Origin of the sequence: Banduia mediterranea (assembly GCF_031846245.1) — a bacterium.
GTDB classification, from domain to species: domain Bacteria; phylum Pseudomonadota; class Gammaproteobacteria; order Nevskiales; family Nevskiaceae; genus Banduia; species Banduia mediterranea.
Map to the genome: position 1 here is coordinate 17,720 of NZ_JAVRIC010000007.1, position 22,838 is coordinate 40,557.

Annotated in this window: 16 protein-coding genes; 8 read left to right on the forward strand and 8 right to left on the reverse strand. The window is 64.7% G+C overall.

Annotated elements, in window-relative coordinates:
* Positions 1–3: 3 nt before the first annotated feature.
* The gene (locus tag RM530_RS06600) at positions 4–2,895 is read right to left on the reverse strand and encodes a tetratricopeptide repeat protein (protein ID WP_311364429.1); all 2,892 of its coding nucleotides are present in this window, start codon (positions 2,893–2,895) and stop codon (positions 4–6) included.
* Positions 2,892–4,793: a hypothetical protein gene (locus tag RM530_RS06605; protein WP_311364430.1), complete on the reverse strand. Its 1,902-nt coding sequence runs from the start codon at positions 4,791–4,793 to the stop codon at positions 2,892–2,894. Before RM530_RS06605 ends, RM530_RS06600 begins: the two co-directional genes overlap by 4 nt.
* A gap of 912 nt (positions 4,794–5,705) precedes the next feature.
* Between RM530_RS06605 and RM530_RS06610 the strand changes: the two genes are divergently transcribed.
* The 6 genes from RM530_RS06610 (at position 5,706) to RM530_RS06635 (ending at position 12,190) form a co-directional block, all read left to right on the forward strand.
* Positions 5,706–6,587 carry an OmpA family protein gene (locus RM530_RS06610; protein WP_311364431.1) on the forward strand — a complete coding sequence of 294 codons (882 nt, stop codon included), beginning with the start codon at positions 5,706–5,708 and terminating at the stop codon, positions 6,585–6,587.
* Between the two features lie 361 nt (positions 6,588–6,948).
* The gene (locus RM530_RS06615) at positions 6,949–7,518 is read left to right on the forward strand and encodes an ANTAR domain-containing response regulator (RefSeq protein ID WP_311364432.1); all 570 of its coding nucleotides are present in this window, start codon (positions 6,949–6,951) and stop codon (positions 7,516–7,518) included.
* An 11-nt stretch (positions 7,519–7,529) separates the two neighbouring features.
* On the forward strand, positions 7,530–8,702 hold the full coding sequence (locus tag RM530_RS06620) for a CmpA/NrtA family ABC transporter substrate-binding protein (protein ID WP_311364433.1): 1,173 nt from the start codon (positions 7,530–7,532) through the stop codon (positions 8,700–8,702).
* Positions 8,703–8,914: 212 nt separating this feature from the next.
* The gene (locus tag RM530_RS06625) at positions 8,915–10,396 is read left to right on the forward strand and encodes a Do family serine endopeptidase (RefSeq protein WP_311364434.1); all 1,482 of its coding nucleotides are present in this window, start codon (positions 8,915–8,917) and stop codon (positions 10,394–10,396) included.
* Positions 10,397–10,478: 82 nt separating this feature from the next.
* Positions 10,479–11,468, forward strand: a complete 990-nt coding sequence (locus tag RM530_RS06630; protein WP_311364435.1) for an amidoligase family protein — start codon at positions 10,479–10,481, stop codon at positions 11,466–11,468.
* A complete protein-coding gene (locus tag RM530_RS06635) occupies positions 11,450–12,190 on the forward strand; it encodes a gamma-glutamyl-gamma-aminobutyrate hydrolase family protein (RefSeq protein WP_311364436.1) in 741 nt (246 codons plus the stop codon). The genes RM530_RS06630 and RM530_RS06635 overlap by 19 nt, the downstream gene beginning before the upstream one ends.
* A 16-nt stretch (positions 12,191–12,206) precedes the next feature.
* Here the strand turns inward: RM530_RS06635 and RM530_RS06640 are convergent, their stop codons facing one another.
* The 3 genes from RM530_RS06640 to RM530_RS06650 all read right to left on the reverse strand — a co-directional run bounded on the left by RM530_RS06640 (position 12,207) and on the right by RM530_RS06650 (position 15,262).
* Positions 12,207–13,142, reverse strand: a complete 936-nt coding sequence (locus RM530_RS06640; RefSeq protein WP_311364437.1) for an MBL fold metallo-hydrolase — start codon at positions 13,140–13,142, stop codon at positions 12,207–12,209.
* A 19-nt stretch (positions 13,143–13,161) separates the two neighbouring features.
* Complete coding sequence (locus RM530_RS06645) at positions 13,162–13,647, reverse strand: DUF3617 domain-containing protein (RefSeq protein ID WP_311364438.1); 486 nt, start codon at positions 13,645–13,647, stop codon at positions 13,162–13,164.
* A gap of 79 nt (positions 13,648–13,726) precedes the next feature.
* Positions 13,727–15,262: a CocE/NonD family hydrolase gene (locus RM530_RS06650; RefSeq protein WP_311364439.1), complete on the reverse strand. Its 1,536-nt coding sequence runs from the start codon at positions 15,260–15,262 to the stop codon at positions 13,727–13,729.
* Between the two features lie 200 nt (positions 15,263–15,462).
* Here RM530_RS06650 and RM530_RS06655 point away from each other — a divergent pair, with 200 nt between their 5' ends.
* Positions 15,463–15,936 carry a hypothetical protein gene (locus tag RM530_RS06655; protein ID WP_311364440.1) on the forward strand — a complete coding sequence of 158 codons (474 nt, stop codon included), beginning with the start codon at positions 15,463–15,465 and terminating at the stop codon, positions 15,934–15,936.
* Between the two features lie 16 nt (positions 15,937–15,952).
* Here RM530_RS06655 and RM530_RS06660 read toward each other — a convergent pair whose 3' ends face one another.
* Positions 15,953–17,542 carry a peptide chain release factor 3 gene (locus RM530_RS06660; protein WP_311364441.1) on the reverse strand — a complete coding sequence of 530 codons (1,590 nt, stop codon included), beginning with the start codon at positions 17,540–17,542 and terminating at the stop codon, positions 15,953–15,955.
* 221 nt (positions 17,543–17,763) lie between these two features.
* On the opposite strand from RM530_RS06660, the gene dacB reads away from it, so the two are divergent.
* On the forward strand, positions 17,764–19,179 hold the full coding sequence (gene dacB, locus RM530_RS06665; RefSeq protein ID WP_311364442.1) for a D-alanyl-D-alanine carboxypeptidase/D-alanyl-D-alanine endopeptidase: 1,416 nt from the start codon (positions 17,764–17,766) through the stop codon (positions 19,177–19,179).
* Between the two features lie 207 nt (positions 19,180–19,386).
* On the opposite strand, the gene RM530_RS06670 is transcribed toward dacB, so the two are convergent.
* Both RM530_RS06670 and RM530_RS06675 read right to left on the reverse strand, forming a co-directional pair.
* Positions 19,387–19,665 (reverse strand): transposase, encoded by a 279-nt coding sequence (locus RM530_RS06670; protein WP_311364443.1) that lies wholly within the window; start codon positions 19,663–19,665, stop codon positions 19,387–19,389.
* A 362-nt stretch (positions 19,666–20,027) separates the two neighbouring features.
* Positions 20,028–22,826, reverse strand: coding sequence for an AAA family ATPase (locus RM530_RS06675; protein WP_311364444.1), 2,799 nt, complete (start codon positions 22,824–22,826; stop codon positions 20,028–20,030).
* Positions 22,827–22,838: the final 12 nt, after the last annotated feature.

Sequence of the window (22,838 nt, forward strand, 5' to 3'; positions counted from 1 at the left end):
TTTCTAGAGTAGGGATTCATAGCGCATGTCCCGTTGTTCCTGCTTGCCATAGCGCGCCGGCACGATTTCACCCAGCGCATGCGAGCTGCGCCGTATCCATTCATCCCAGAGCCCTTCACGCAGGCGCTGCAGATTGACTTCATAGGCGGCGATCGCCTTTTCCTCGAAGGGATAGGCCTGCTCTTCGAGCAGCAACTCGTATTGTTCCTGCGCCAGTGCATCGAGTCCGCGCGGCCGCTCGGACTCGATCAGCGCCTTGCCGAAATCGCGATAGACGTTCGCGATTTCGTAGGTGGCTGCGGTGCTGACCTCGGCAAAACCGAATGAAGATGCCCGCGACAGGGTGGCGATCGCCTTTTCCGTCGCGAGCTTGCGCCGGTCGAGGCTTTTCTCGATGGGGGCACGCAAACTCACCGAACGGGCATTGGCGGAATCGAGCCGACCCAGCTTCAAGGCGGCACGCGCCGCGATCAGATGGGTCTCGTCGCTACGCTGCCGGCCGCCCGCGGACTCGTTGCTGAGGATTTCGTCGAGCCAGTGCACGTGGCGCGAACCGTTACCGCTTTCCTGCAGCGCCAGGTCGGCGAGGCGCTGACGCGCCTGCAAGGCGGCCAGCAAGGGTTGCGGATACTGCTCGACATAGCGTTCGTAGGCCGCTTCGGCGCGATCCGCGCGTCCGCCCTGCTCGGCCAGCTCCGCCGACAGCCAAGCCGCCTCGCGACGCACCGATGGAGCCTCGCTGTTCCGCTGCGCGATGCGAGCATAGACCTCGGCGGCTGCAGCCAGCTTGTCGTCCTGCTGATAGGCGAACGCGAGTTTCTTGTCGACGTCCGGCAGCAGCGCATGCTCGATGTGACGCCGCCGGAACGCTTCCATCTGCTGCTCGGCCAGCGGCCAGTCTTCGAGACCGACATTGGCCATCGCCGCGTCGTAGTCCGCTGCGGCACGGATGCTCGCCGTCGGCGCAACACGTCCGACCCGGGCGAAGGCTTCGGCGGCGGCACGCAGGTCCTCGGCATCGCGCGCCATCTCGCCTTGCTTGTAGACCGCGGCTGCCAGCTGTTCGATCTGCTGATCGGTGGTTTCGTTTGCGCCAGTCGCCAGCAGGCGCGTATAGCTTGCCTCGGCATCGGCGTAGCGCTCCAGCGTGAACTCCGCATCACCGCGCACACCCAACGCCGTGGCCTGCAGCGATGCCGGTGCGCTCAGCGCCAGCACGCGCTGCGACAGCTCGATGGCGCCCTCGTAGTCCTTGAGCTCAAAACGGTCCTCGGCGGCCCGTGTCAGCACGCGCGCCAGCTCCGGATGTTCGGGATAGCGATCCGCCCATTCCAGACTGGCGGCGATCGAAGCCTTCAGGGCTTCGGCGCGCCGCGTCGAAGGCACCTCACGGGCCAGTTGCTGCCAGGCCTGCGCAGCGGCGAGTCCGGCCTCCGGCGCATGTTCGCCGTTCGGCGCGTCGCGCATCAACCGCGAATACTGTCCGGCTGCCTGCGCGGTGTGTCCGGCTTCGAGCAGGCTGTCCGCGTAGAGCAGGCGCGTCGCGGCGGCGTGCGCATCGTCCGGGAACCAGGTCAGCGCCTTCTCGTACCAGCCCGAAGCCTCGGCGAAGGCCGCTCGACGAACCGTTTCGTCCGTGCCTTGCGGCAGGGTCTGCGCGCGGGCGTGGGATTCGCTGGCAAGTTGATCCAGATCCTCGCGCACGGTGGCGAGCACCGTTTCGCTGGGTGCATTGTCTTGCCAGTAGTCGGCACCCGGCGCGAAGGCTTCCACATAGTCACGCTTGGACGCCATCAGCAATTCGCGGAAGCCACCGGCCTGATAGGCGGCAACGGCCTGCGCCTGGAATTCGGGCGCCAAGCGGTGCCGCGGGTGAGTATCGATGAACGCGGTGTAGGTCTCGGCGGCGTCGGTATAGCGACGCCTGTCGAGCAGCTGTTCGCCGAGCGCGGCGTACAGCGCCGGTGTGAAGCGAGGCTCCGAGTCCTGAGCGCTCAGATAGTCGTTGATGGCCGTGCCACCGCCGAGCGCCGCGAAGCACAGACCGGTCACGCGCAGCGCATCCCGCGCCATGTCGGCACGCCCGCTTTCGACACGATCGAACAGGCCATTGCTGGAATCGAATTCCCCGTCGTCTGGCAAGGCGCGGTCGAGCAGGGCGATGAATTCCGGCAGGGCTTCGCTGTAGCGCGCCTGCTTGTACAGCGCCCAGCCATGCTTGTAGCGCGCGTAGTCGGCGTACGGCGCGTCGTCACCAAGTTCGATGGCCGCCGCGTATTGCTCGGTCGCTTCGTCGTAACGGCGTTCGAGATAGAGCTTTTCGGCAGCGCGAAAACGGGCATCCGCGACCCGTACCGAATCCGGATAGCGTCGCCCAAGCTGCTGCAGGGCCTCGATCGATCCATCATCGTTGCCGAGCAGCTCGTAGGCGCGAGCCAGCTGATACAGCGCACGATCGGCAAGACGATCCTCGGGGAACTCGGCAAGCAGCGTCTGGTAGCGGTCGGCCGCCGCCTGCAGGTCCGCCGTGTCGCCCTCACCGCTTTCGAAGCCTTGCAGACGCAGATCGGCGGAACGGCGCAGCGCCTCGGCGCGCAGCCTTGGCGGCGCATCGAGTTGCAACAGTCGGTCGTAGTTGGCGATGGCCTGCTGCGGGTCGGGCTCGACCTCGCTGGCCGCGTCGACGCGCAAGGTACTGGTGGTTCGCACCACGAACCAGCCATCGCTGGTGCGGCCATTGGCATCGGCCACCGTGGCGACGGTCGGCGCGTCCACGTTGCGAATGGCAGATACCGAGCCGCAAGCCGACAAGCAAAGCAGCAGCGACGAAACAAGCGTCACATTCAGCGCGAGCGGATTCACGAGCGTCATCACCGGACGGAACGGCATGCTCATCGCTGCACTCGCGGCGTGGACATCGCCAGGTCCACAGGCGGCCGGTCGTACAGGCGCGCCAGCGCAAAATGCGCCTCGACCAGGTAGCGCTCGGTCTGCTTGCGAAGTTCCTGCAATTGCGCCGACGCCAGTGCCTCCATTTCACGGGCCTGTCGCTCACCGACCACTCGCAAACGTGCACGCGTGGCATCTATACGTGCCGGCAACGCGCCGCTGGCTTGTTCCGATTCGCGCAGGCTCGCGGCACGGGCGGCCAGCAGACGGTCGAGATCGTCGAGGCTGCGCAGTTTGCGAATCGCGTCACGCACCGGTTCGGATTCGAGCAGGTAAGCGACGTAAAACATCGGCGAGGCTTCATCGTCGGACTGCAACCACCAATGCGCGTCCGGCAACTCGACCAGCCACCAGGCCCATCCCCGACTCGGGCCGGCATCGAATCCGCGCACGGTCGCCGCCAGACCGCCGTGCGCGACATCATCGACGGCCGCACCGAGCCTGCGGTAGCTCAGTTCCAGCAATTCGATCGCGCGCTCATAGCGTTGCACAGCCTGCTGCCGCGATCCCAGATGATCCATGGCATACGGTACGGCAAGCATGCCTTCCTGCACGGCCGGATCCAGCGGATCGCGCCCGACCAGTTCGGCCCAGGGCACCAGCGCGCGATTCAGGTCATCGGCGCGCCGTGCCGATGCGGTGGAGGTGTAGTAGCGGAACGGCTGCTCACGACGTAGCGCGGCCAACTGGGGGTCGCGCCCACCGAGCCAGGGCATCGCTCCGCTGCCAGGCACATCGGCAGCCTCTGCGGCGTCACCGCCACTGCCGGCCGGCTGCAGATAAGCCCAGCCAAGCCCGAGCAGGGCGGCAGTGGAATAAGGCCCTGGGCTGCGCACCCGCTTGTAGGCTTCGATGGCGGCCATGCCATCTCCGCTCGCCAGGGATTGCGCACCGAGCAGCAGATTGGCCCGGTCTCGCAGGGCCAGCGCGGCACTGTCCGAATCTGCAAGCTTGGTGCTGCCCATGGATTGCAGAATGGCGATTCCGGTCGCGGCCTGCCCGGCGTTGATCGCCTCGACAGCGGTGTTGAATCTTGAGTAGTCAACACTGATCGCGGCGCCATCGGACGCACTGCCGGGCTTCACACCGAGGCCGCGCAGGCTGGCATCCAGTCGTTGAGAAAATTCGGGCATGGGTGCCGCACCCGCGCCAGCCAGCGCCTCGGCGCGAAGCAGGCGGCTGGCGGCCGAAACATAGTCCGCCGCCGCGAAATCCACATCGACCGCGAGCAGTCTTGGATCGCTACCGCCGGGCAAACCCGCTGGCACCGCTGACCGGACCCAACTGAGTCGAGGCCCGCCGAAGGTTCCGGCAGGCTGCTGCTCGAGCACCAGCGCGTTGCGTCCCGCCGGAAAGTCCAGCGTTTCGTCGAGTTGCGCGAAAATCGGCTTGCCGCGGACATCCATGGTCCGCGACACGAAGCGCGCACGAATTCGGTGCGGTGCAGCGTCCGCGTCATGCACCATGAGCGCAAACAAACCGCCGCGGCGCAGGGCGCGAGACTGATCGAGGCTGAAGTCATGGATGCGGGCCGGCGCTTCATCAATGCGAACCTCGACCTTGCGCAACAGCAACTCGGTATCGGCAATGCCGACATAGAGTGTGGTCGCCGCGGATGCAGCACCAGGCCGTTCGGCATGCCAGGCTTCGGCGTCCACCTGCAGGGCCTGCTGGATCGCGGCGGCGCGTGCCACATCAAGCTCAGCGGTCGGCGATACCGCATGAGCCAGCGCGCAGCCCAGCAGCAACGGCGGCGCCATCAGGGCCCGCAGCCTGAAGTACGCGAATGCACGAGCAAGGCGTTTGCTCAGGTTCCCTGCCAAGGACTCGACTGCCTGCCCCACCGTCTTGCCTCCCTGCCGTTTTACGGATGTGGACCGCTCGTAAAACTTGCAAAAAAAACGCCCGCAAGCGCATTGCTGCGCAAGCGGACGTCGTTGTCCGGTATCACCTTCGCCCAAAGCGTCTTCAATCGAAAGTGATGATTCGTCTGACGCTCCGGTGCGCAAACGATGATGCTTCGCTCGTAACTTAAAGTGCAGCAACCATCGTGCCACGCGCCACTGGCGCAGGTGCGACGCGCCCATCGACACCAAGCAGCCGGCGACGGCACAGGATTGGTGCCGCGGGCGTACTCAATAAGAGCACAGCAAACCGTCGATGCACCGCACCGCATAGGGGATTTCGCCTCGCATGAACTGTTCGGGCCAAACCGCCACTTCCCAAAGACCCGGACTAATGATTTGTTTTCATTACGAATAAGTAAAACATTCAAGCGGACGACGACGCCAGGTCGAACAGATGGCACAGCGATTGCGTCAGCAATCCGGACCGTGGCGCACCGTCGCATGCTGCGCCCGGCCTGGACCAACGAAGGTCCACATCGAAACGGATAATGACGTCCACCTCGCTCCATCTGGAGCGGCGGTGGATTTTTTTTGGCTTCGCGAAAGGCAGATTTCTGCATTCGCGACAGGGATGGCCTCGGCAAAGGGAATTGCATGAATGGCTCAGGGGGAGCGCTGGCTCCGCGACATACGCTCGATCCGGCCGGCTGGCGGCGCGCCAACGAGGCGCTCAGCCCCCTGGGTGGCACCGCGTCGATCATGCCCGCGACAAAAGTGCCGGCCGGCTCGCGCCAGGCGCCGCAGCCCCATCTTTCCAAGCTCAACACCGGTGTTCATTTCACCGCAATCACACGGGCAGCGAGTCCGGATATCAACCGTTACAAACGAGACTGCAGGGAGTCCGACAACATGTCTAAGAATCACCCGATACTGGTCGCAATGGTAGCGACGTCCTTACTTGCACTGGGTGCCTGTTCCTACGGGCCCTCACCGACCTCCGGTCTGCGCAAGCCGATCTACACCACCCCGGCGCCGCCACCTGCGCCCCCCAAGCCGGCACCCGCGCCGGCACCGCCTCCCCCGCCGCCGCCCGTATGTGAAGCCGGCACCATGTCCGGCTGCGATGTCGGCGACAAGATCGTCTTGCGTGGTGTGAATTTCGACTTCGACAAGGACAGCCTGACGATCAATGCCAAGACCATCCTCGACGACGTCGCAGCCGCTCTCAAGAAGCGCTCCGACATCGAGGTGGAGATCGCCGGTCATACCGATTCCATGGGTTCCGACAGCTATAACCAGGGCCTGTCCGACCGCCGCGCCAAATCGGTACGCGCCTATCTGATCTCCAAGGGCATCGCGGCGAGCCGCATGACCAGTGTCGGCTACGGTGAATCACGTCCGATGACCTCCAACGACAGCGAGGATGGTCGCGCCGAGAACCGCCGCGTGGAACTGGAAATCTTGCGCTCCAGCGGCGGCATGGCCATGTCCAGCAGCCCGGCGCCGATGGCCGCCGCACCGAAGAAGGCCGCTCCGGCCGCAGCCAGCGGTACGGCTGCGGTCACCATCGCCGACTTCGCGTTCTCTCCGGAGGCCCTCGCGGTCGTCCCCGGCACCACCGTGACCTGGACCAACGAGGATGGCTCCAACCACTTCGTCACGTTCAGCGACCAGGGTAGCGACCGCCTGCGCGAAGGTGCGACCTACAGCCGCACCTTCAGCGATTCCGGCGAATACAGCTATGCCTGCTCGATTCACCCGTCGATGACGGGAACCGTGGTGGTGCGGTAAGCGCCCACGGCTTTCGTCCATCGACTGACCCAGTCTAGCGTTGCGCCCCCCTTCCCCCGCCGGTTCGCTGGCGGGGTTTTTTTCTTGGTCCGGGCGCGGGCTCCGACTGGTGTTGCCACCCCGTTGCGTCCGGCGCATCCAGCGCATGGACGAGTCGCGGAACTCATCAATCAGGGAATTGACGATGACGGCCCCCACACTCAAGCGCCACGGCGGCATCGCCGTGCGCACGCGAGCGTCCAAGGCGCTGCGGCACCAAGATAGTTCAGCCAATGGCGCAATGCCCCACCCAAGGGCACAAACCTTGCAGCGCCCCGACGGGAATGACTCCACGCCCGCCTTTGAGCCAGCCAACAAACCTATGCGCGTAATGCTCGTGGATGACGACCACGACCGACTGAAGCTGCTGCGCGAAGCGCTGGTCGGTAGTGGCAATGAGGTCGTCGCCGAACTCGCGACCAGCAGTGATCTGCTGACCGCGGTCAACCGGCATCAACCGGACGTGGTGCTGATCGACGTCGATGCACCCAGCCGCGACACGCTCGAATCGCTCGGCCAGATCGCACGCGACCGGCCGCGCCCCATCGTGCTGTTCGCCGCCAACAGCGACGCCGAGACCATCCGCCGTGCGATGCGGGCGGGGGTGTCCGCCTATGTCGTCGATGGCATGTCCGCCTCGCGCCTGAAATCGGTGATCGACGTGGCCATCGCCCGCTTTCACGAACATCAGGCCCTGAAGCGGGAACTCGAAGACACCAAGACACGGCTCGCCGACCGGCGCGACATCGATCGCGCCAAAGGCGTGCTGATGCAACGTCGCGGACTCTCCGAAAACGATGCCTATGAACTGCTGAGGCGCATGGCGATGGATCGCAACCTCAAACTAGGAGACGCCGCGCGTGCCTTGCTGGCCGCGGCGGACCTCATCTAATGGAACCGTCGATGACCAGCCGGCTGGAGAAGGCCTCCCTCGAACTCGGCATCATTCCGCTGGTGGATGCGGTGCCGATCGTCGTCGCCCAGGCCAAGGGCTTCTTTGAGCGCCACGGCCTCGACATACGGATCAGTGTCGAAGCCTCCTGGGCCAGCATTCGCGACAAGGTCGTGGCCGGTGTGCTCGACGGTGCACAGATGCTGGCGCCGATGCCACTGGCCGCCACACTGGGCGTGGATGGCATCGGCATGCCGATGGTCACTGCGCTGTCGCTCAATCTCAACGGCAACTCGATCGCGGTGTCCAACGAGCTCTACAGTCAGATGGTGCTGGAGCAAACCGAGCCCGCAGCCGTCGGCACCGCGCTGCGCGAACTGCTGCAACGCGACCGTATGGAAGGCCGCAAGCCACGTGTGTTTGCGCATGTATTCCCGTTCTCGGCGCATCACTACGAACTGCGCTACTGGCTGGCCGCCTGCGGCATCGATCCCGACCGGGATCTGCGGCTGGAAGTGATCCCGCCTCCACAAATGGTTCAGCATCTGCGCGACGGACGCATCGACGGGTTCTGCGTGGGTGCGCCCTGGGGCGCAGTGGCCGAAAGCGCCGGCGTCGGGCGACGCATCGTCAGCAGCTACCAGATCTGGAACAACAGTCCCGAGAAGGTGCTGGGCGTGACGCGCGACTGGGCCGCCCGCCACCCGAACAGCCATGTCGCGCTGATCGCTGCGCTGATCGAAACCAACCGTTGGCTCGACGTCCCCGAAAACCGCGGCGAGGCCGCGCGTGTGCTGATCGAAAGCGGCGTGCTGGATTCACCGGAGCCGACCATACGCGAAGCCTTGGGCGTACCCGATGCCGACAGCGCGCTGTTCAGCCCCGGCCTGGTGTTCTACAACGGCGCCGCCAGTTTTCCCTGGCGCTCGCACGCCGCCTGGTTCATCAAACAGATGCAGCGCTGGAATCAGATCGGCGCCGAGATCCAGGCCAGCGACATCGCGGCCCAGGTCTACCTGCCGCAGATCTATCGGCAGGCGGCCGACCTGGTCGGGGCCAGCTATCCCGGCGCGGATACAAAACCGGAAGGAACGCACAACGGCAGCTGGCCGATGCCGGTGGCACAACAGGTGCTGACCATGGGTCCGGACCGCTTCTTCGACGGCGCCACCTTCGAGGTCTGAAAACAGTCACGGTTCTTAGCGTGAAAGTTGGTGGAATACTCGACCTGCATCAAGCTCCAGTGGTAGCGCTGGTCGATCACGTCCAGCACCGGGCAGCAGAGATCGGCGTAGCGGTCCAGGACGCGAAGGCTTGGGGTCCAGCTCACTAAGACTCCTTTAAGAATCCGGCTCCAGAGTGCATCCACCACAACAGCAGATTCGGGAGTTCACCGATGCAGTTACGCAGGACAAGCTGTGCAATCGCCGCTGCCGGGCTGGTCGCAGCCGGCGCCGCGCTCGGCGCGGTGAGCGCGGTGGTTCCGGGCACACTGACGCCGACCGATGCGTCGCCGACCGTCACCATGATCTCCAGTGCTTCGCCCCCGCGGCCGCTCAGCGACAAGCAGCCGATTCCGATGATGACGGCGCCGAACTATCGCGCCATCGTCGAGCAGAACGCCTCCACCGTGGTCGGCATCACCACGATCGGCGAGGCCAAGGCGCCGCAGATGCAGAATCCGTTTGGCGAGAACAGCCCGTTTTCGCAGTTCTTTCGAGGACAGCCGGGAATGTCGCCGCAGGGGCGCGTGCCGACGCGAGGTCTCGGTTCCGGCTTCATCGTCAGCGAGAACGGTCTGATCCTGACCAATGCCCACGTGGTGGCCGATGCCACCAAGGTCACCGTCAAGCTGTCCGACAATCATGAGTACGAAGCCAAGGTGCTCGGCAGCGACGAAGCCACCGACATCGCCGTGATCCAGATTGACGCGAAGAATCTGCCGACGGTGCGCACCGGTAACCCTGAGACGCTCGGCGTTGGCGACTATGTGCTGGCAATCGGTGCGCCTTACGGCCTGGAACAGAGTGCCACTGCCGGTATTGTCAGTGCCAAGGCGCGCTCGCTGCCGAACGATGCCTTCGTGCCGTTCATCCAGACCGACGTGGCCGTCAATCCCGGAAATTCCGGTGGACCGCTGTTCGACGCCAGCGGCGCAGTGGTCGGCATCAATTCCCAGATCTATTCGAACACCGGCGGCTATGAAGGCGTGTCCTTCGCGATTCCGATCGACGTGGCCATGCACATCAGCGATCAGCTGGTGAAGCACGGCAAGGTCGAGCACGCACTGCTCGGTGTTTCGGTGCAGGGCGTGAACCAGTCGCTGGCGCAGTCCTTCGGGCTCGAGGAGCCGGCCGGTGCGCTGGTCGCCAAGGTCGAACCCGACAGTGCGGCTGAAAAGGCCGGGCTTCGGGCGGGTGATGTACTGCTGTCCTACAACGGCGTGCCGATCCGCGCGGCCGGCGATCTTTCGTCGCGTGTCGGTCTGGCCTCGCCGGGTGACAAGGCGGAGCTCGAAGTCTGGCGTGACGGCAAGACCAAGACTGTGGTCGCCAGGCTCGGCGCCTTGAGCGAAGTCGCCTCCGCTGATGGCAACGGCGGTTCAGCCGACGACGCTCGCTTGGGCCTTGCCGTTCGGCCGCTGTCTCCTGAGGAGCAGCGGGCTTCCGGATTGCTGGCCGGCATGCTGGTCGAGGAAGCGTCCGGACCCGCGGCCGAGGCCGGCATCCAGCGCGGCGATGTCGTGTTGTCGATCGATGGTGAGGAAGTCAGCAGTGCCGAACAGATGCGCAAGATCGTCGGTAAACACGATGACCGTGTCGCGCTACTGATCCAGCGCGGGCAGGTACGCATCTTCGTGCCGGTCGGGCTCGGCTGAGCGCGTTTCCCGGTCATTCATCTTTGGGACATCCGACGGGTCGTATCGTGAAGCGCGATACGACCCGTCTTTGCATGGAGCCATGACCAGCCGATACGAAATGCCGCCACGGTGCCACAATGCCGACGGCGAGGAACGCCGCGTCGGCGTGGAGCTGGAAATGTCCGGCATCTCCCTGGAGCAGATCGCGCAATGCGTGCAGTCCGTTCATGGCGGCAGCATCGATGCGCATGACCGCCTCCTGATCGACGTGCGCGAGGCGGACTTCGGCGACTATCGAATCGAGTTCGATGCACGTTGGTTGCATGACCGCAAGAAAAGCGACAGCGAGGAAGTCAGCGAATTGTGGGCGGCCGTGGAGCGTTATGCCGAAGACGTACTGCTGGGTCTGGCTGAAACGGTGGTCCCGGCCGAGCTGGTCTGTCCGCCACTGCCGATCAGTCAGCTGGCGCGGCTCGACGATACCGTGACGGCGCTGCGCGAGGCCGGCGCACTCGGCACCGGTGCCTCGGTGATCTACGCCTTTGGCCTGCAATTCAATGCCGAGCTCCCGGCCTTGGACGCGGACACCATCCGCCGTCACCTCCAGGCTTTCGCCTGCCTGACGGATTGGCTGCGTGACCAGGAACAGATTCCGCCCACGCGTCGATTGTCGCCGTTCATCCGCGACTATCCGCTGGCCTATCTGCGGCTGTTGCTGCAGCCGGACTATGCGCCGGACATGAACGGTCTGATCGACGACTACCTCGAACACAATCCGACGCGCAATCGCACCCTGGACATGCTGCCGCTGTTCGCGCTGATCGACGAGGCGCGGGTCCGTGCCAAGGTGCCGGATCAGAAGATCAACAAGCGCCCGACGTTTCACTATCGCTTGCCGAATTCGGAGATCGACGATGCGCAATGGTCGCTGCACGCGCCGTGGAACCGCTGGGTACAGGTCGAAGCGCTGGCCGACGATCAGGCGCGCCTGAAACGGTGGAGCGCCGCCTGGCGTGCGGATGACTCCGAGAACTCCATCGACTTCGTTGGCTGGCGCGACAAGGTGACGCAGTGGCTGAGCGGCCGCTGATCGCCGTCACTGGCTCGGATCGTGGCGTACCGCTGGCATGGTGGGCGACGCGCTTGCAGTTGTGGCTGGCCGGCGCACGCGCGCTGCGCCTGACGCCGTCCACACCGCCGGAACGCGTTCATCGCCGTTTTGATGGCCTGATCATCGGCGGCGGGTCGGATATCGACCCCAGTCTGTATGGCGGCAGCGACGACGGCATCGCCAAGATCGATACACGGCGCGACCGCTTCGAACTCGAGATCATTGATCGCGCACTGCGTACCAATCTGCCGATACTCGGAATCTGTCGCGGTGCGCAGTTGATCAACGTGATGCGCGGCGGCTCACTGTACGGCGACATCCGTGGGCTGCGTCGGCGCACCTCGAACCGGCGCAGCATCCTGCCCACCAAGTCCGCGATCGGCACGGTGCAGCAGGAGTTGCACCGCATCCTGCGGCGTACACGCTGGCGCATCAACAGCCTGCATCATCAGGCCGTTGAGCGTCCTGGCAGGAACCTGGATGTCGCGGCACGCGATCTGGACGGCTTCGTTCAGGCGATCGAATCGAGCGACGAGCAATACCTGATCGGCGTGCAATGGCACCCCGAGTACCTGCCCTATCTGGCTCCGCAGCGCCGACTGTTCCGCAATCTGGTGGCGAAGGCGCGAACCGCGAAGTCAGAAGATCTCGAAGTGCCGGCCGAGCTGCGCGGAACGAACGAGGCCGTGAAGCCGAGTTGAAGGCGTCGATGCGCGCTCAGCGCATCGTTTCCGGAAACTGCGGCAGACCTGCGGCGACCCGGGCATCGTGCGCCGGCACCATCTGGATTTCCGGAAAGCGCTGATGGATCGCGGCGAGATGACGCAGCTGTTCGCGCACCGCCCCGGCGTCGTCATCGACCAGCATGCGCGATACCCAGGGACGTTCGGCAGGAATCCCGATCGCCTCGGTCTGCCAGGCGATGTCACCGATCAGGGCCAGGCGCTTGCCGGACGGCAGATTCAGAAACGCGATGATCGAACCCGGCGTATGGCCGCCCGCCGGCACCAGCACGATCGAGCCGTCGCCCCAGACATCGAAGCTCCGCGCGAAACCGAGGTACGGCTTTTCATCGAAGCCGTAGGTGCGGATCGGCAGCGGCAACAGGCTGTGTGCAAGTTGCGCCATCGGCTTGTCGCCACCGATGAACAACTGTTCCGCCGTATCCAGCCACACCGGCACGCCCGGCAGGTCCGGAATGCCGCTGATGTGGTCCCAGTGCGCGTGCGTGAGCACGATGCCGGCCAGTTGTGCAGCTTGGTAGCCGTGCGCCGAGAACTGGTCGGCGATCGGTGTGCCGACGCTGTAGCGGGTGGTGAGCTTCATCAACGGCGGCAGCGTCTCGGCGTGGTCCACCACGTGCCGGCCGAAACCGGTATCGAACAGCAGATCGCCGCGCGGGTGCTGCACGAGGATGCCGCCCATCGAGAAATCGCGCGCATCGAACGGCGATCCGCCGCGATACGCGAACAGTGCCTGGGAATGCATGCGCCCGGTCTGTAGCAGGCTCAGGTGCATCTCCGCCGGCGGATTCGCCGGCGGCAACAGCTCGGCCGACATCGCTTCGAAATCCAGCCGTTGCGGCAGGAAGGTCCAGACCAATGCCACGGCCAGCACCAACAGCGTTACGCCGGTTGCTTTCAGTAGCCGCATGAAATCCCCCGGTGCCGAGTCACTCGTCCTGGTCAGCGTACTTGCCGCAGTCCGGACCCGACCAGGCCGCGTCAACCTTCATGTCCACGTCGATCGGCATCGGCTTGACATCCGGCCGCATGCTCAGGCTGCCCTTGAAGTTCATCGTCATCGTCCAGTGCTCGGAATCGCTGAGCGTCATGCTCATGTTGCCGGTACCTTTCTGATGTTCGCTGTCACACAGGTACTCCAGCGAGAAGCCGTCGCTGCGTTGCTTGCGATCGGTGGTCTCGCAGTTCTCGTAGGGCGGTTCGAACGAATCCCAGCCGCCGCTTTCGAACTTCGCCACTTCCTCGTCGGTCACGCAGTCGAAATTCTCGTGCGCGGCACTGGCGCCCTGCATCGTGATCTTCCACAAGCCCGTTTTCGGGGTCTCCGACCACGCAGTGGCGGACAGCGACGCGGCGCCGAAAAGGACGATGCAACCGACGAATCGAGCGGACTTCATGACCAGGGCCTTGGACAACAGGGGCATCCAGCATAGCGGAGCCGTGCCGAACACGGCATGGCGGCTTTACGCCGCCATGCCGCGTTCGGCACCGGTTTCAGTTGGCCGGTGCCTGCGGCAGATCGCCTTCGAACAGCGGCAGGCCCACCGTCGCTTCCACCGTGACCGGCGCGCCCACGGTCGAGGCTGAACCCACATAGCGCGCCACGAACGACGGATAGAGCAACAGGCTGATTTCATCGCCTTCGTCGAGCCGCACCGAGACGCCGGTGAGTTCGTCCTCGAACATCCCGTAACCACGGAACGGACGCACCTGATTGCCCATGATCAGGGTATCGATGTTCTCGCCCGGCGCGCGCCGGCCCAGGCCGACGAACAGGATCGGATCGCCGAGTTGCGGCGCGCCGGCCACGGCGTCGGTCACCATCATGCTGATTTCCGGCAGGCCGATCATCACCGCGCCACCGGCGCCGATCGTGGTCAGCGGAATGCGCTTGCGGAACACATTGTTGGACGGCGTGATCGAGGTCGGCGGCACCTGGAACACCTGCGTGGCTTCCGGCAGCTCGTTCGGCACCACGCCGTCCTCGCCGTCGTCACCGAGGTGGAAACAGAATTCGGGGATGTCGTCATCGGCGCCGGAAACGCCGCGCAGCTTCTCCTGATACCAAGCGAGGATCGCGCGGTTCTTGTCGAGCTTGCCGCAGGCTTCGAGGCCGCCTGAATCGTGGCCCGGTGCCTTGACCAGCAGGCGCACATCGCCACCCTGCGCTTCCACACAGCGATAGTTGGCGTAGGCCTCGTTGAGGTTGAACAGGGTGTCACGCGCGGACTGCCAGTAGAGCGCGTCGATTTTCGTGAGCGTGCCAAGCTCGCAGTACGAGGCAAGACTGTTCTGGTAGAGCAGGGCCTGTTGTTCCTGGCTGAGCGTATTGGTGGTGATGCCCTGCATCAGCCCTGCATTGACCTCCGCATCCTGGTTGGCGCCGCCCCCCAGGGACAGCAGCGTGGCCCAGTAGCTTTTGAACACCTCGCCCGAATAGAGGCTGTAGCGCAGATCGTTCCAGGTGATTTCGGGGGCGATCGCGTCCAGGCGCTGTTCCGGGTCGATCGCGTAGATCAGGTGCTGAAAGCCGCCGCCGTAGCTTCCGCCGGTGGCGCCGAGCAGAAGATTGCCGTCTCGATAGGCCAGCCAGTCCAGATTGTCCTCGGCCCAGTCAATGATCTGCAGGTTATCCTGACCTTCGAGATTGGGGTCGAGAATGCGAATCGTGCCACCGGATTCGCCATGCCCCCGCTGGTCGATGGAAATGATGCCGTAGCCGGCGGCCGACAGCGCCGCCAGCAGGCCTTCGGTGGGCCGGCTGCCCTGGCGCGAACCGCCGTAACCGTGGCTGTGCAGGATCAGCGGGTACTTTGCGCCTTCCGCAAATGTTTCCGGTTCGATCACGGTGAAGGCGATCTGCTCGCCGTCCACGCCCGAGGCCAGATACACGTCTTCGACCGTGCCGGCACGCGTTTCGGCATCGGGTGGCGGGTCCAGGGAATCGGTGTCACCGCCACCACCACCGCCGTCGCCACAGCCCGCCAGCAACAGCGCGGCCAGTACCGACCAACGGATTCGTATCGTCATGAGCGTCTCCCTTCCAGAACTCGCAAGATTGGTTTCAGGCGCTCGGTGGCGCCTTTGTGACCATTCTATGACGGTTTTCGGCCGCGGCGCCCGATCCGTCCGCCTTTGTCGCTGCCGTGCTTCAGGCAGCTTTCAGTGCCGATCGCAAAAATGGGGCACTGCAACACGCTTCACCCCGACATGGATTTCAGGAGATTGCGATGAAAATTGCCATTCCTTCCACCCTCGGCGTCCTGGTTCCTGGCCTGCTGTGGACAGCTTCAGCGACTGCCGCCGCCGACGCTGGCGGCAAGGTCGAGTACAAAATCGGCGGCGTGGGACGCGAGTCCGCCAGCGAAATGAAAGCGGCGCGTGATCAGTACCCGCTGGCCATGACCTTTGCCGAGTCGATCGACGGCAAGGCGGCCTATACCACGGACGTCGCCGTGCGCATTCGCGACAGCAACAACGACGAAATGGTGGAGACGAAGGCCGACGGCCCGCTGATGCTGGTCGATCTGCCGGCGGGCCGCTATCGAATCAGCGCCGAACGCGACGGCAAGCCGATCGAACGTGAAGTGGAGATCGCCTCCGGCGACCGGCGCCAGATGCTGTTCGAGTTTCCCAGCGACGAAACCTCGCATTCGATCCGGCCCAATGACATGACCACGCGTCTGCCCAAACCCGAGCATTGAGGCCGGCCGACACGATTCAGAGCGCTGGCGAATGTTCGCGCGTGTCGTCGAAGGCGATGTCCGGAAAGCGTTCCTGCGTCATCGCCAGATTGACCGGGCTCGATGCGAGATAGACCAGCGCGCCCTGATGATCGGCGGCGATGCGCAGTTCGTTCTTCTCACGGAATTCGCGGAACTTCTTTTCGTCCGGGCACGACACCCAGCGCGCCGTGCTGATCGCGGCCGGCTCGAACACGCAGTCCACGCCGTATTCGTCCTTGAGCCGGTACTGCACCACATCGAACTGCAGCACACCGACCGCGCCGAGCACGATATCGTTGTTGCTGACCGGACGGTAGACCTGGGTGGCGCCTTCCTCGCATAGCTGGTCCAGGCCCTTGTTGAGCTGCTTGGACTTCAGCGGGTCGCGCAGCACCACGCGGCGGAACAGTTCCGGTGCGAAGTTGGGGATGCCCGAGAACACCAGATCCTCGCCTTCGGTGAACGAATCGCCGATCGAGATCGTGCCGTGGTTGTGCAGGCCGATGATATCGCCGGGATAGGCCTGTTCGACCACGTCGCGGTCCGAGGCCATGAAGGTCAGCGCATTGGAGATGCGCACGTTCGACCCCACGCGCACGCTGTGCAGGTTCATGCCGCGCGTGTACACGCCGGAACAAACCCGCAGGAAGGCGATGCGGTCGCGGTGCTTGGGATCCATGTTCGCCTGGATCTTGAACACGAATCCCGAAAAGCGCTCGTCGGACGGTTTGATCGGACGCACGCTGGATTCGCGCGGCTGCGGCGGCGGCGCCCAGTCGACAAAGCCGTTGAGCAATTCGCGCACGCCGAAGTTGCTGATCGCCGAACCGAAGAACACCGGCGTGAGCTTGGCCTGCCGGTACTGTTCCATGTCGAACGGGGTGCCGGCCATCTGCACCAGTTCGATTTCCTCCAGCAGCGTCTGATACGGGCGCCCCAGACGCTCCGCCAGACCGGGCGCGTGCAGGCCATCGACGGTCTCGATGTCCGAAACCCGGTCCTTGGGGCCGGTGTAGAGATAGAAGCGGTCTTCGAGCAGGTGGTACACGCCCTTGAAGTCACGGCCCATGCCCACCGGCCAGGTGATTGGTGCGCAGGACAGACCCAGCACGTTCTCGATCTCATCGAGCAGGTCCAGCGAGGGCCGGCTTTCGCGGTCCAGCTTGTTGACGAAGGTGACGATCGGTGTGTCGCGCAGACGCGTGACTTCCATCAGCTTGATGGTGCGCGGCTCCACGCCCTTGGCCGCGTCGATCACCATCAGCGCCGAATCCACCGCCGTCAGCGTGCGGTAGGTATCTTCCGAGAAATCCTCGTGGCCCGGTGTGTCCAGCAGATTGACGATGCGTTCCCGATACGGGAACTGCATCACCGAGGTCGTCACCGAAATGCCGCGCTGCTGTTCCAGCGCCATCCAGTCGGAGGTGGCGTGGCGCGAGGCCTTCTTGCCTTTGACGGTGCCGGCCAACTGAATGGCACCACCGAACAGCAGCAGCTTTTCGGTCAGCGTCGTCTTGCCCGCGTCCGGATGCGAAATGATCGCGAAGGTCCGGCGACGGGCCACCTCATCGGACAGGGCGGACATCGGGTCAATCCAGGGTTCAACGTGGGGCGCGGATTGTACAGGTCCGCGCGGCCGCTGAGCTGAGCGCGTCCGGCGGCGACCATTCGTGCGCCTTCGTGTTGGACTTCGGCTGTTCGCGCATTGAACTTTTATGTCATACCGCTGTAGAACACTGCGCCATGATGAATGTATCTGTTGCGCGCTGTCGCATCGGCGCCGCTGTTCTCGCCCTCGTTTGCGTGGTGACGCCCGTATCCCGAGCCCTGGCGGCCTGGGATTCGATGCGTGCGCTCGAAATGCGGCGTGGCGCTACGGTGACGGCGGTCGCCGTCGACCTGGACAACGGCAAGGTAATCCAGTCGCTGTCACCGTCGTTGCGGCTGACGCCGGCCTCGCTGACCAAACTGGTGCTGGCGGCCGCAGCCCTTGATACCTGGCCGGCGGACAAGACCTTCGCCACGCGCATACTTGCCAACGGTGCCATCGAAGGCGACAGCCTGATCGGGGATCTGATGGTCGTCGGCGAAGGCGATTCCACCTTCGATCATCAGTCCCTGTGGTTTCTGGCGGCGCAGGTGAAGCAGGCCGGCATCAGCACGGTGGACGGCGATCTGGTGATCAATCCGCTGCCGTTCGGCCCACTGGCCTGCGAAACCAAGGACCGATGTGAGGGCATGGTGCGCACGCACACTTCGTATAACGCGCTGCCCTCGGCTTTTGGCGTGGACTATGGCAGCTGGTGTCTGGACGTCAAGCCCACCTTGCCGGGCGCCGCAGCGCAGATTTTCAGCTGCGCCGGAGTGGGCTTGCCGATTCCCCTGAGTGGCAGTGTGAATACCGCGACGCCGCTGGACAGCGGGCTGTGGCTGGACCGCGTGACGCTGCCGGACGGCGATACGCTCAGCATGGGCGGCGGCGTTGCGTCCGGCGTCCCGGTCCGGCTGTACCGGTCGATGAGCGACCCGGCGCTGGGCGGCGGCCTGCTGCTGCGTCAGGTGCTGGCCAGTCTCGGGGTGAGCGTTCGTGGCAATGTGGTGGTGGAACCGCAGCCGGTACCGGCCAAGGCCAGCCTGCTCGCGGAAATGCAGGGCATGCCGCTGCGCGAGCAAATCCAGCGCCTGCTGCGCTATTCGAACAACTACATCACCGATGTGCTGACCCTCAACATCGCCGCCGAGCAGGTACTCGAACCGGTGTCCAGTCTGGCCAGCGCCTCGCGCAATCTTTCCGATTTGGTGCAACGCGCGCTGCTGGCCGCGAATCACGCCGAGGCCGGGCCGCCGACGCTGCTCAGCGGCAGCGGGCTGACGCCGGAGAACCGGCTGTCCGCGCAGGATCTGGTGGCGGTGCTGGAATACGAGTACCGGCGCACCGAGACCTTTCCGGTGTACTACGCCGGCTTGGTGGTGCCCGGTCAGGCGCCGTATGGCTATCTCAAGCGCGGTGACACCGCCTGGAAGGAACGCGTGGCGCTCAAGACCGGCACGCTCAGCGAACCGCATTCCGTGTTCGGCACGGCCGGCTACCTGCGCAAGAGCAACGGCGGCTGGATCGCTTTCGCGGTGCTGGCCAACGGCGCCCCACACAAGCCGGTGCCGATGCGCGAAACCCTGGCGGCGATTCGCAGCGACATCGACCGGCTGCTGGCGCGGTACTGAGCCCTAAGCGCCTAGTAGCGTCACAATTCGTTGCCATCGGCGGTATCGAAAGCATGCAGTTCGCCGTCCAGGGCCCCCGCGAAACGGCAAGCAGCGGCAGCAGCGCGAGATACGGCAAATAGCGATGCGCGAACTTAACCGAAAAGTCTCAGCAGAACCTTATGTCCGCGCCCGAGAGGGCGTGGAATCGAACGCAAGCCTTTCAGATCAGCGAGTGGCCTGGGCGGCAAAACCGCTGCTGCTCAGCATCTCGATCTGGAAGCGCTGCTTGATCAACATGTTGCGCAGCTCGCGTGTTTCGAGTTCAAGCTGGCGGATGCGGTCGGCCTGTGTCGCGTCCGTGCCGTACTTGGCCCGCCAGTAGTAGTAGGTCTGCCGTGATATCGAATACTTCTGGCACAGCGCCACAACGGAGGGAGCTTCCTGCGCGTCCATTTCCTGCAGGATGTTCTGAATCTGCTTCGGGGAAAACTGGTTCTTTTTCATCACGGTTCCACGGCTTTGAACAGATTGGCATTCGGCAATCGCTGCCTGAGCGACCTGAAGCCAAGCTTCCCCGGATTCAGATCTCAGATTCGTTAGTCAATATCATTTGGGAATGGTTCCCTGTACCTGCGCGTCGATGACGACTCGCGGTCGGACTACGAGCAATACGCTGCCCAGCCGTTCGGCTATTCCACCCGCACCCAGGCCGTTACGGTCACCGGCTACTACACCGGTGCCGGACGGGATATTCGAGGATGACGAACGGCTCGGCCTCTGGGCGGGGCGGGCGCTACATGCTGCCCGCAACAAGTCCGCGTCCAGGGCGCGCCGTTCGAGAGGCGCGGCGGACGCCTGAACCCGGGTCAGGCCGCAGCGTCGCTGCTGCGATCCCGCCGCAGAAACGCCACCGGTGGCGCCCACTGCTCGCCGGGGCGGCGCTTCTGCGTCACCAGCGTCAGGTCTGAGGGCTTGTAGACGTTGACGTTGTGGGTATTGGGCGTGGTCAGAATGTATTGCGCACGAGTGGCTTCGAGGAAGCCGCCGACCTTGTCGATGTTGAAGATGTCGAGATGCGCGAAGGGTTCGTCGATGAACACGAAGCCGCCGCCGGCGTCCTCATCCATCAGCAGGCTGACCAGCAGGATCATGGACTTCATGACCTGTTGACCGCCTGAGGCCTCGCCGTCGTTGAGGCCGATCATGCCCTTTTGATCGAAGTTGAAGCGCACCGCCAGCGCCGCCTGGGCGAGCTGTACGTCGTCGTTGGCGAGCTGCGGATGTTCGACTTCCACGGCGATGCCTGCGAGTTCACCGAGCGTGCGCAGGTTCTGCGCGTAGCGCCGGATGGTGCCCTTGAGCACGTTGATGTAGCTGCCGCGCGCGCGTTCGGTGGCGGTCTTGGCGCGTTCGAGGTGGACGTACTGGTTGTCGATGGTGCCGGCCAGTTGCTCGTGGTCGCGCGCCAGCTTTTCTTGCTTGGCGATGCAGCTGTCGTCGCGCACGAACTTGCCTTCCTCCAGTCTGGTGCGTTCGCGGTCGATCTCGCGCTCGACTTCATGCACGCTCTCGAACTTCTTGCGCGCTTCATCCAGGGCATCCGGTGTCCGCTTTTCGGCCGGCAACCGCAGGCGTTGCTTGCGCAGTTCGACAATGCGCCGCACCTGCTCTTCGCGGGAATTACCGACGCTGATGGAGAGTCGTTCGATGGCCGTTTCCACCTGCTTCAGTCGCGCGGTCAGTTCGCCACGTTGTTCGCGCACGGCCTGGGCGCGCAGACCGGCTTCGCGTCGCCGTGCCTGCGCATCGGCCAGGGCTTCGGCGGCGGTCTGGGCGCGCGCGGCGCACTGTGGCCCACGCGTTTCGGCATCGGAAAACTCGGCCTGTCGCGCCGCCAGCTCGCGCGCGGCGTCCACGCCGGCAATCAGCATCTGCAGATCGGCGATGCGCTTGAGCGTCTGCTCCAGCGCCGGTTGCACGGCGTCGTGTTCGGCCTGCAATTGAGTCACGCGCTGCTTCATCGGCGCGGCAGCGGCGCGTCCGAAATAGAAATCATTCACGGACACATCGCGCGCGCCGCGCCGTTCGCGGTGATAGCCCTGCGGCGTGATCCAGCTTTGCCGTGCCGGCAGGTCCGCGCCCTCGGCGGCGTCGCGCACGCATTGAATGTCATTAAGCATGCGCGGCAGCCACACCGGCGGTTTGGCGGTGAAGCGCACGCAGGCACCGAGCGATCCGGCCGTGGCCGGCGGCGCCAGCTCGCGGTCCGGCACCACGTAGTGGCGGAACCGCAGTTGTTCGCCGAGCCGCCAGGCGCGCATGCGGTCGTCGGGGTCGTCCAGCAATATGACGTGGCGCAGGCCACGCAGTACCGCCTCCACCGCACCCTGCCAGGCGGGGTCGCTGATTTCGACGATCTCGGCCAGGCCGCAATGTGCGATTCTGGCGTCGGTGAGCGCCGAGCGAAATTGCTCGACCTCACGCGGCGCCAGGCTGCGGCCGCTTTCCAGGGCGGCGATGCGCGCCTTGAGTTCGCTGATGCTTTGCGCCAGTTCGGTTTGTCGGCGCGTCAGCGAAAAGCGTTCCTGCTGGGCTGCGTCGAACTGCGTGCTGGCTTTCTCGACATCGACGCCCGCGGCCTGTTCGCGCGCCATGCTCAACAGGCGCTCCCGTGATTCCAGGGTCTTTTCAATGGCGCCGGCATCGCTACGTGCGGCAATGAAGGCTTCCTGCGCCCTGGACTCGTCATCGATCGCCGCCTCGGTGTCGAGTTCGGCCTGATCTGCGGCCGCGTCGAGTTCGGCGTGGCGGCGCCGCGTGTCATCGTGATCCCGTTCCAGGCGCACGCGTTCGCGGCGCGCGCCCTGCAACTGGCTGCGGCCGGCGCGCACGCCGCCGAGCAGTTCGGCGACGGCGACACGCGGCAGCCATTCGGCCTGCAGATCGGCCAGTTCACGCGTCAGCCGCATCCATTCGTTGAACGAATTGACCTCGGCCTCGGCCTCGCGCAACTGCGTGCCCAGCTGCGCGAGGCGCGTCTTCAGCACTTCCAGTTCGCGCTCCACCGCGAGTTGGTCCTGCTTCGCGGCCTGGTAGTTGTCGAGCACTTCCTGGTCGCCGAACACGTTGAACACCAGTTCGAGCAGCTGGCGTCCGCTGTATTCGCAGAGCTTGTCGGTATGGCCCTGGTCCAGCGCCAGCACGCGCTTGATCGCGCGTGTGAGCCCGGCGTGCTCCAGTTCCGCTTCGTACTGGCGCACGGCTTTCCAGACGATGCGCTCGCTGGTTTCGGCGTCTTCCACCGAGACCGAGCCGGGCGCGATGCCGTAGCGGCGTTCCCAGTCGCCGCCCTTCTTGCGGATATTGCAGAACAGGGTCACGCGCTCGCCGGTGATCGGCCAGAACGCGAGCTGTCCGTTGGGTCGCCTCGGATTGCTGACTTCGGCGCGCAGCCAGGCATAGGGTGCGTCCGAACGCCGCACGTAGCGTTTGTAATCGCGGCCGGAGGAGCAGCCGATCACCAGCAGCGTGCGCAGCGCGTCGAGCAGCGTGGTCTTGCCGGAACCGTTGGGGCCGACCACCGTGACGATGCCGGCATCCAGCGGGATGCCGAAGCGACGCCAGTAGTCCCAGTGAACGACTTCTAGATTGTGGAAGCTGAACATTTTGTCCGTGAG

Excerpts from the sequence above, each read along its gene's own strand:
- RM530_RS06600 (WP_311364429.1), bottom strand. The coding sequence starts at position 2,895 with ATGAGCATGCCGTTCCGTCCGGTGATGACGCTCGTGAATCCGCTCGCG.
- RM530_RS06610 (WP_311364431.1), top strand. The coding sequence starts at position 5,706 with ATGTCTAAGAATCACCCGATACTGGTCGCAATGGTAGCGACGTCCTTA.
- RM530_RS06615 (WP_311364432.1), top strand. The coding sequence starts at position 6,949 with ATGCGCGTAATGCTCGTGGATGACGACCACGACCGACTGAAGCTGCTG.
- RM530_RS06620 (WP_311364433.1), top strand. The coding sequence starts at position 7,530 with ATGACCAGCCGGCTGGAGAAGGCCTCCCTCGAACTCGGCATCATTCCG.
- RM530_RS06625 (WP_311364434.1), top strand. The coding sequence starts at position 8,915 with ATGCAGTTACGCAGGACAAGCTGTGCAATCGCCGCTGCCGGGCTGGTC.
- RM530_RS06630 (WP_311364435.1), top strand. The coding sequence starts at position 10,479 with ATGACCAGCCGATACGAAATGCCGCCACGGTGCCACAATGCCGACGGC.
- RM530_RS06640 (WP_311364437.1), bottom strand. The coding sequence starts at position 13,142 with ATGCGGCTACTGAAAGCAACCGGCGTAACGCTGTTGGTGCTGGCCGTG.
- RM530_RS06650 (WP_311364439.1), bottom strand. The coding sequence starts at position 15,262 with ATGACGATACGAATCCGTTGGTCGGTACTGGCCGCGCTGTTGCTGGCG.
- RM530_RS06655 (WP_311364440.1), top strand. The coding sequence starts at position 15,463 with ATGAAAATTGCCATTCCTTCCACCCTCGGCGTCCTGGTTCCTGGCCTG.
- RM530_RS06660 (WP_311364441.1), bottom strand. The coding sequence starts at position 17,542 with ATGTCCGCCCTGTCCGATGAGGTGGCCCGTCGCCGGACCTTCGCGATC.
- RM530_RS06670 (WP_311364443.1), bottom strand. The coding sequence starts at position 19,665 with ATGAAAAAGAACCAGTTTTCCCCGAAGCAGATTCAGAACATCCTGCAG.
- RM530_RS06675 (WP_311364444.1), bottom strand. The coding sequence starts at position 22,826 with ATGTTCAGCTTCCACAATCTAGAAGTCGTTCACTGGGACTACTGGCGT.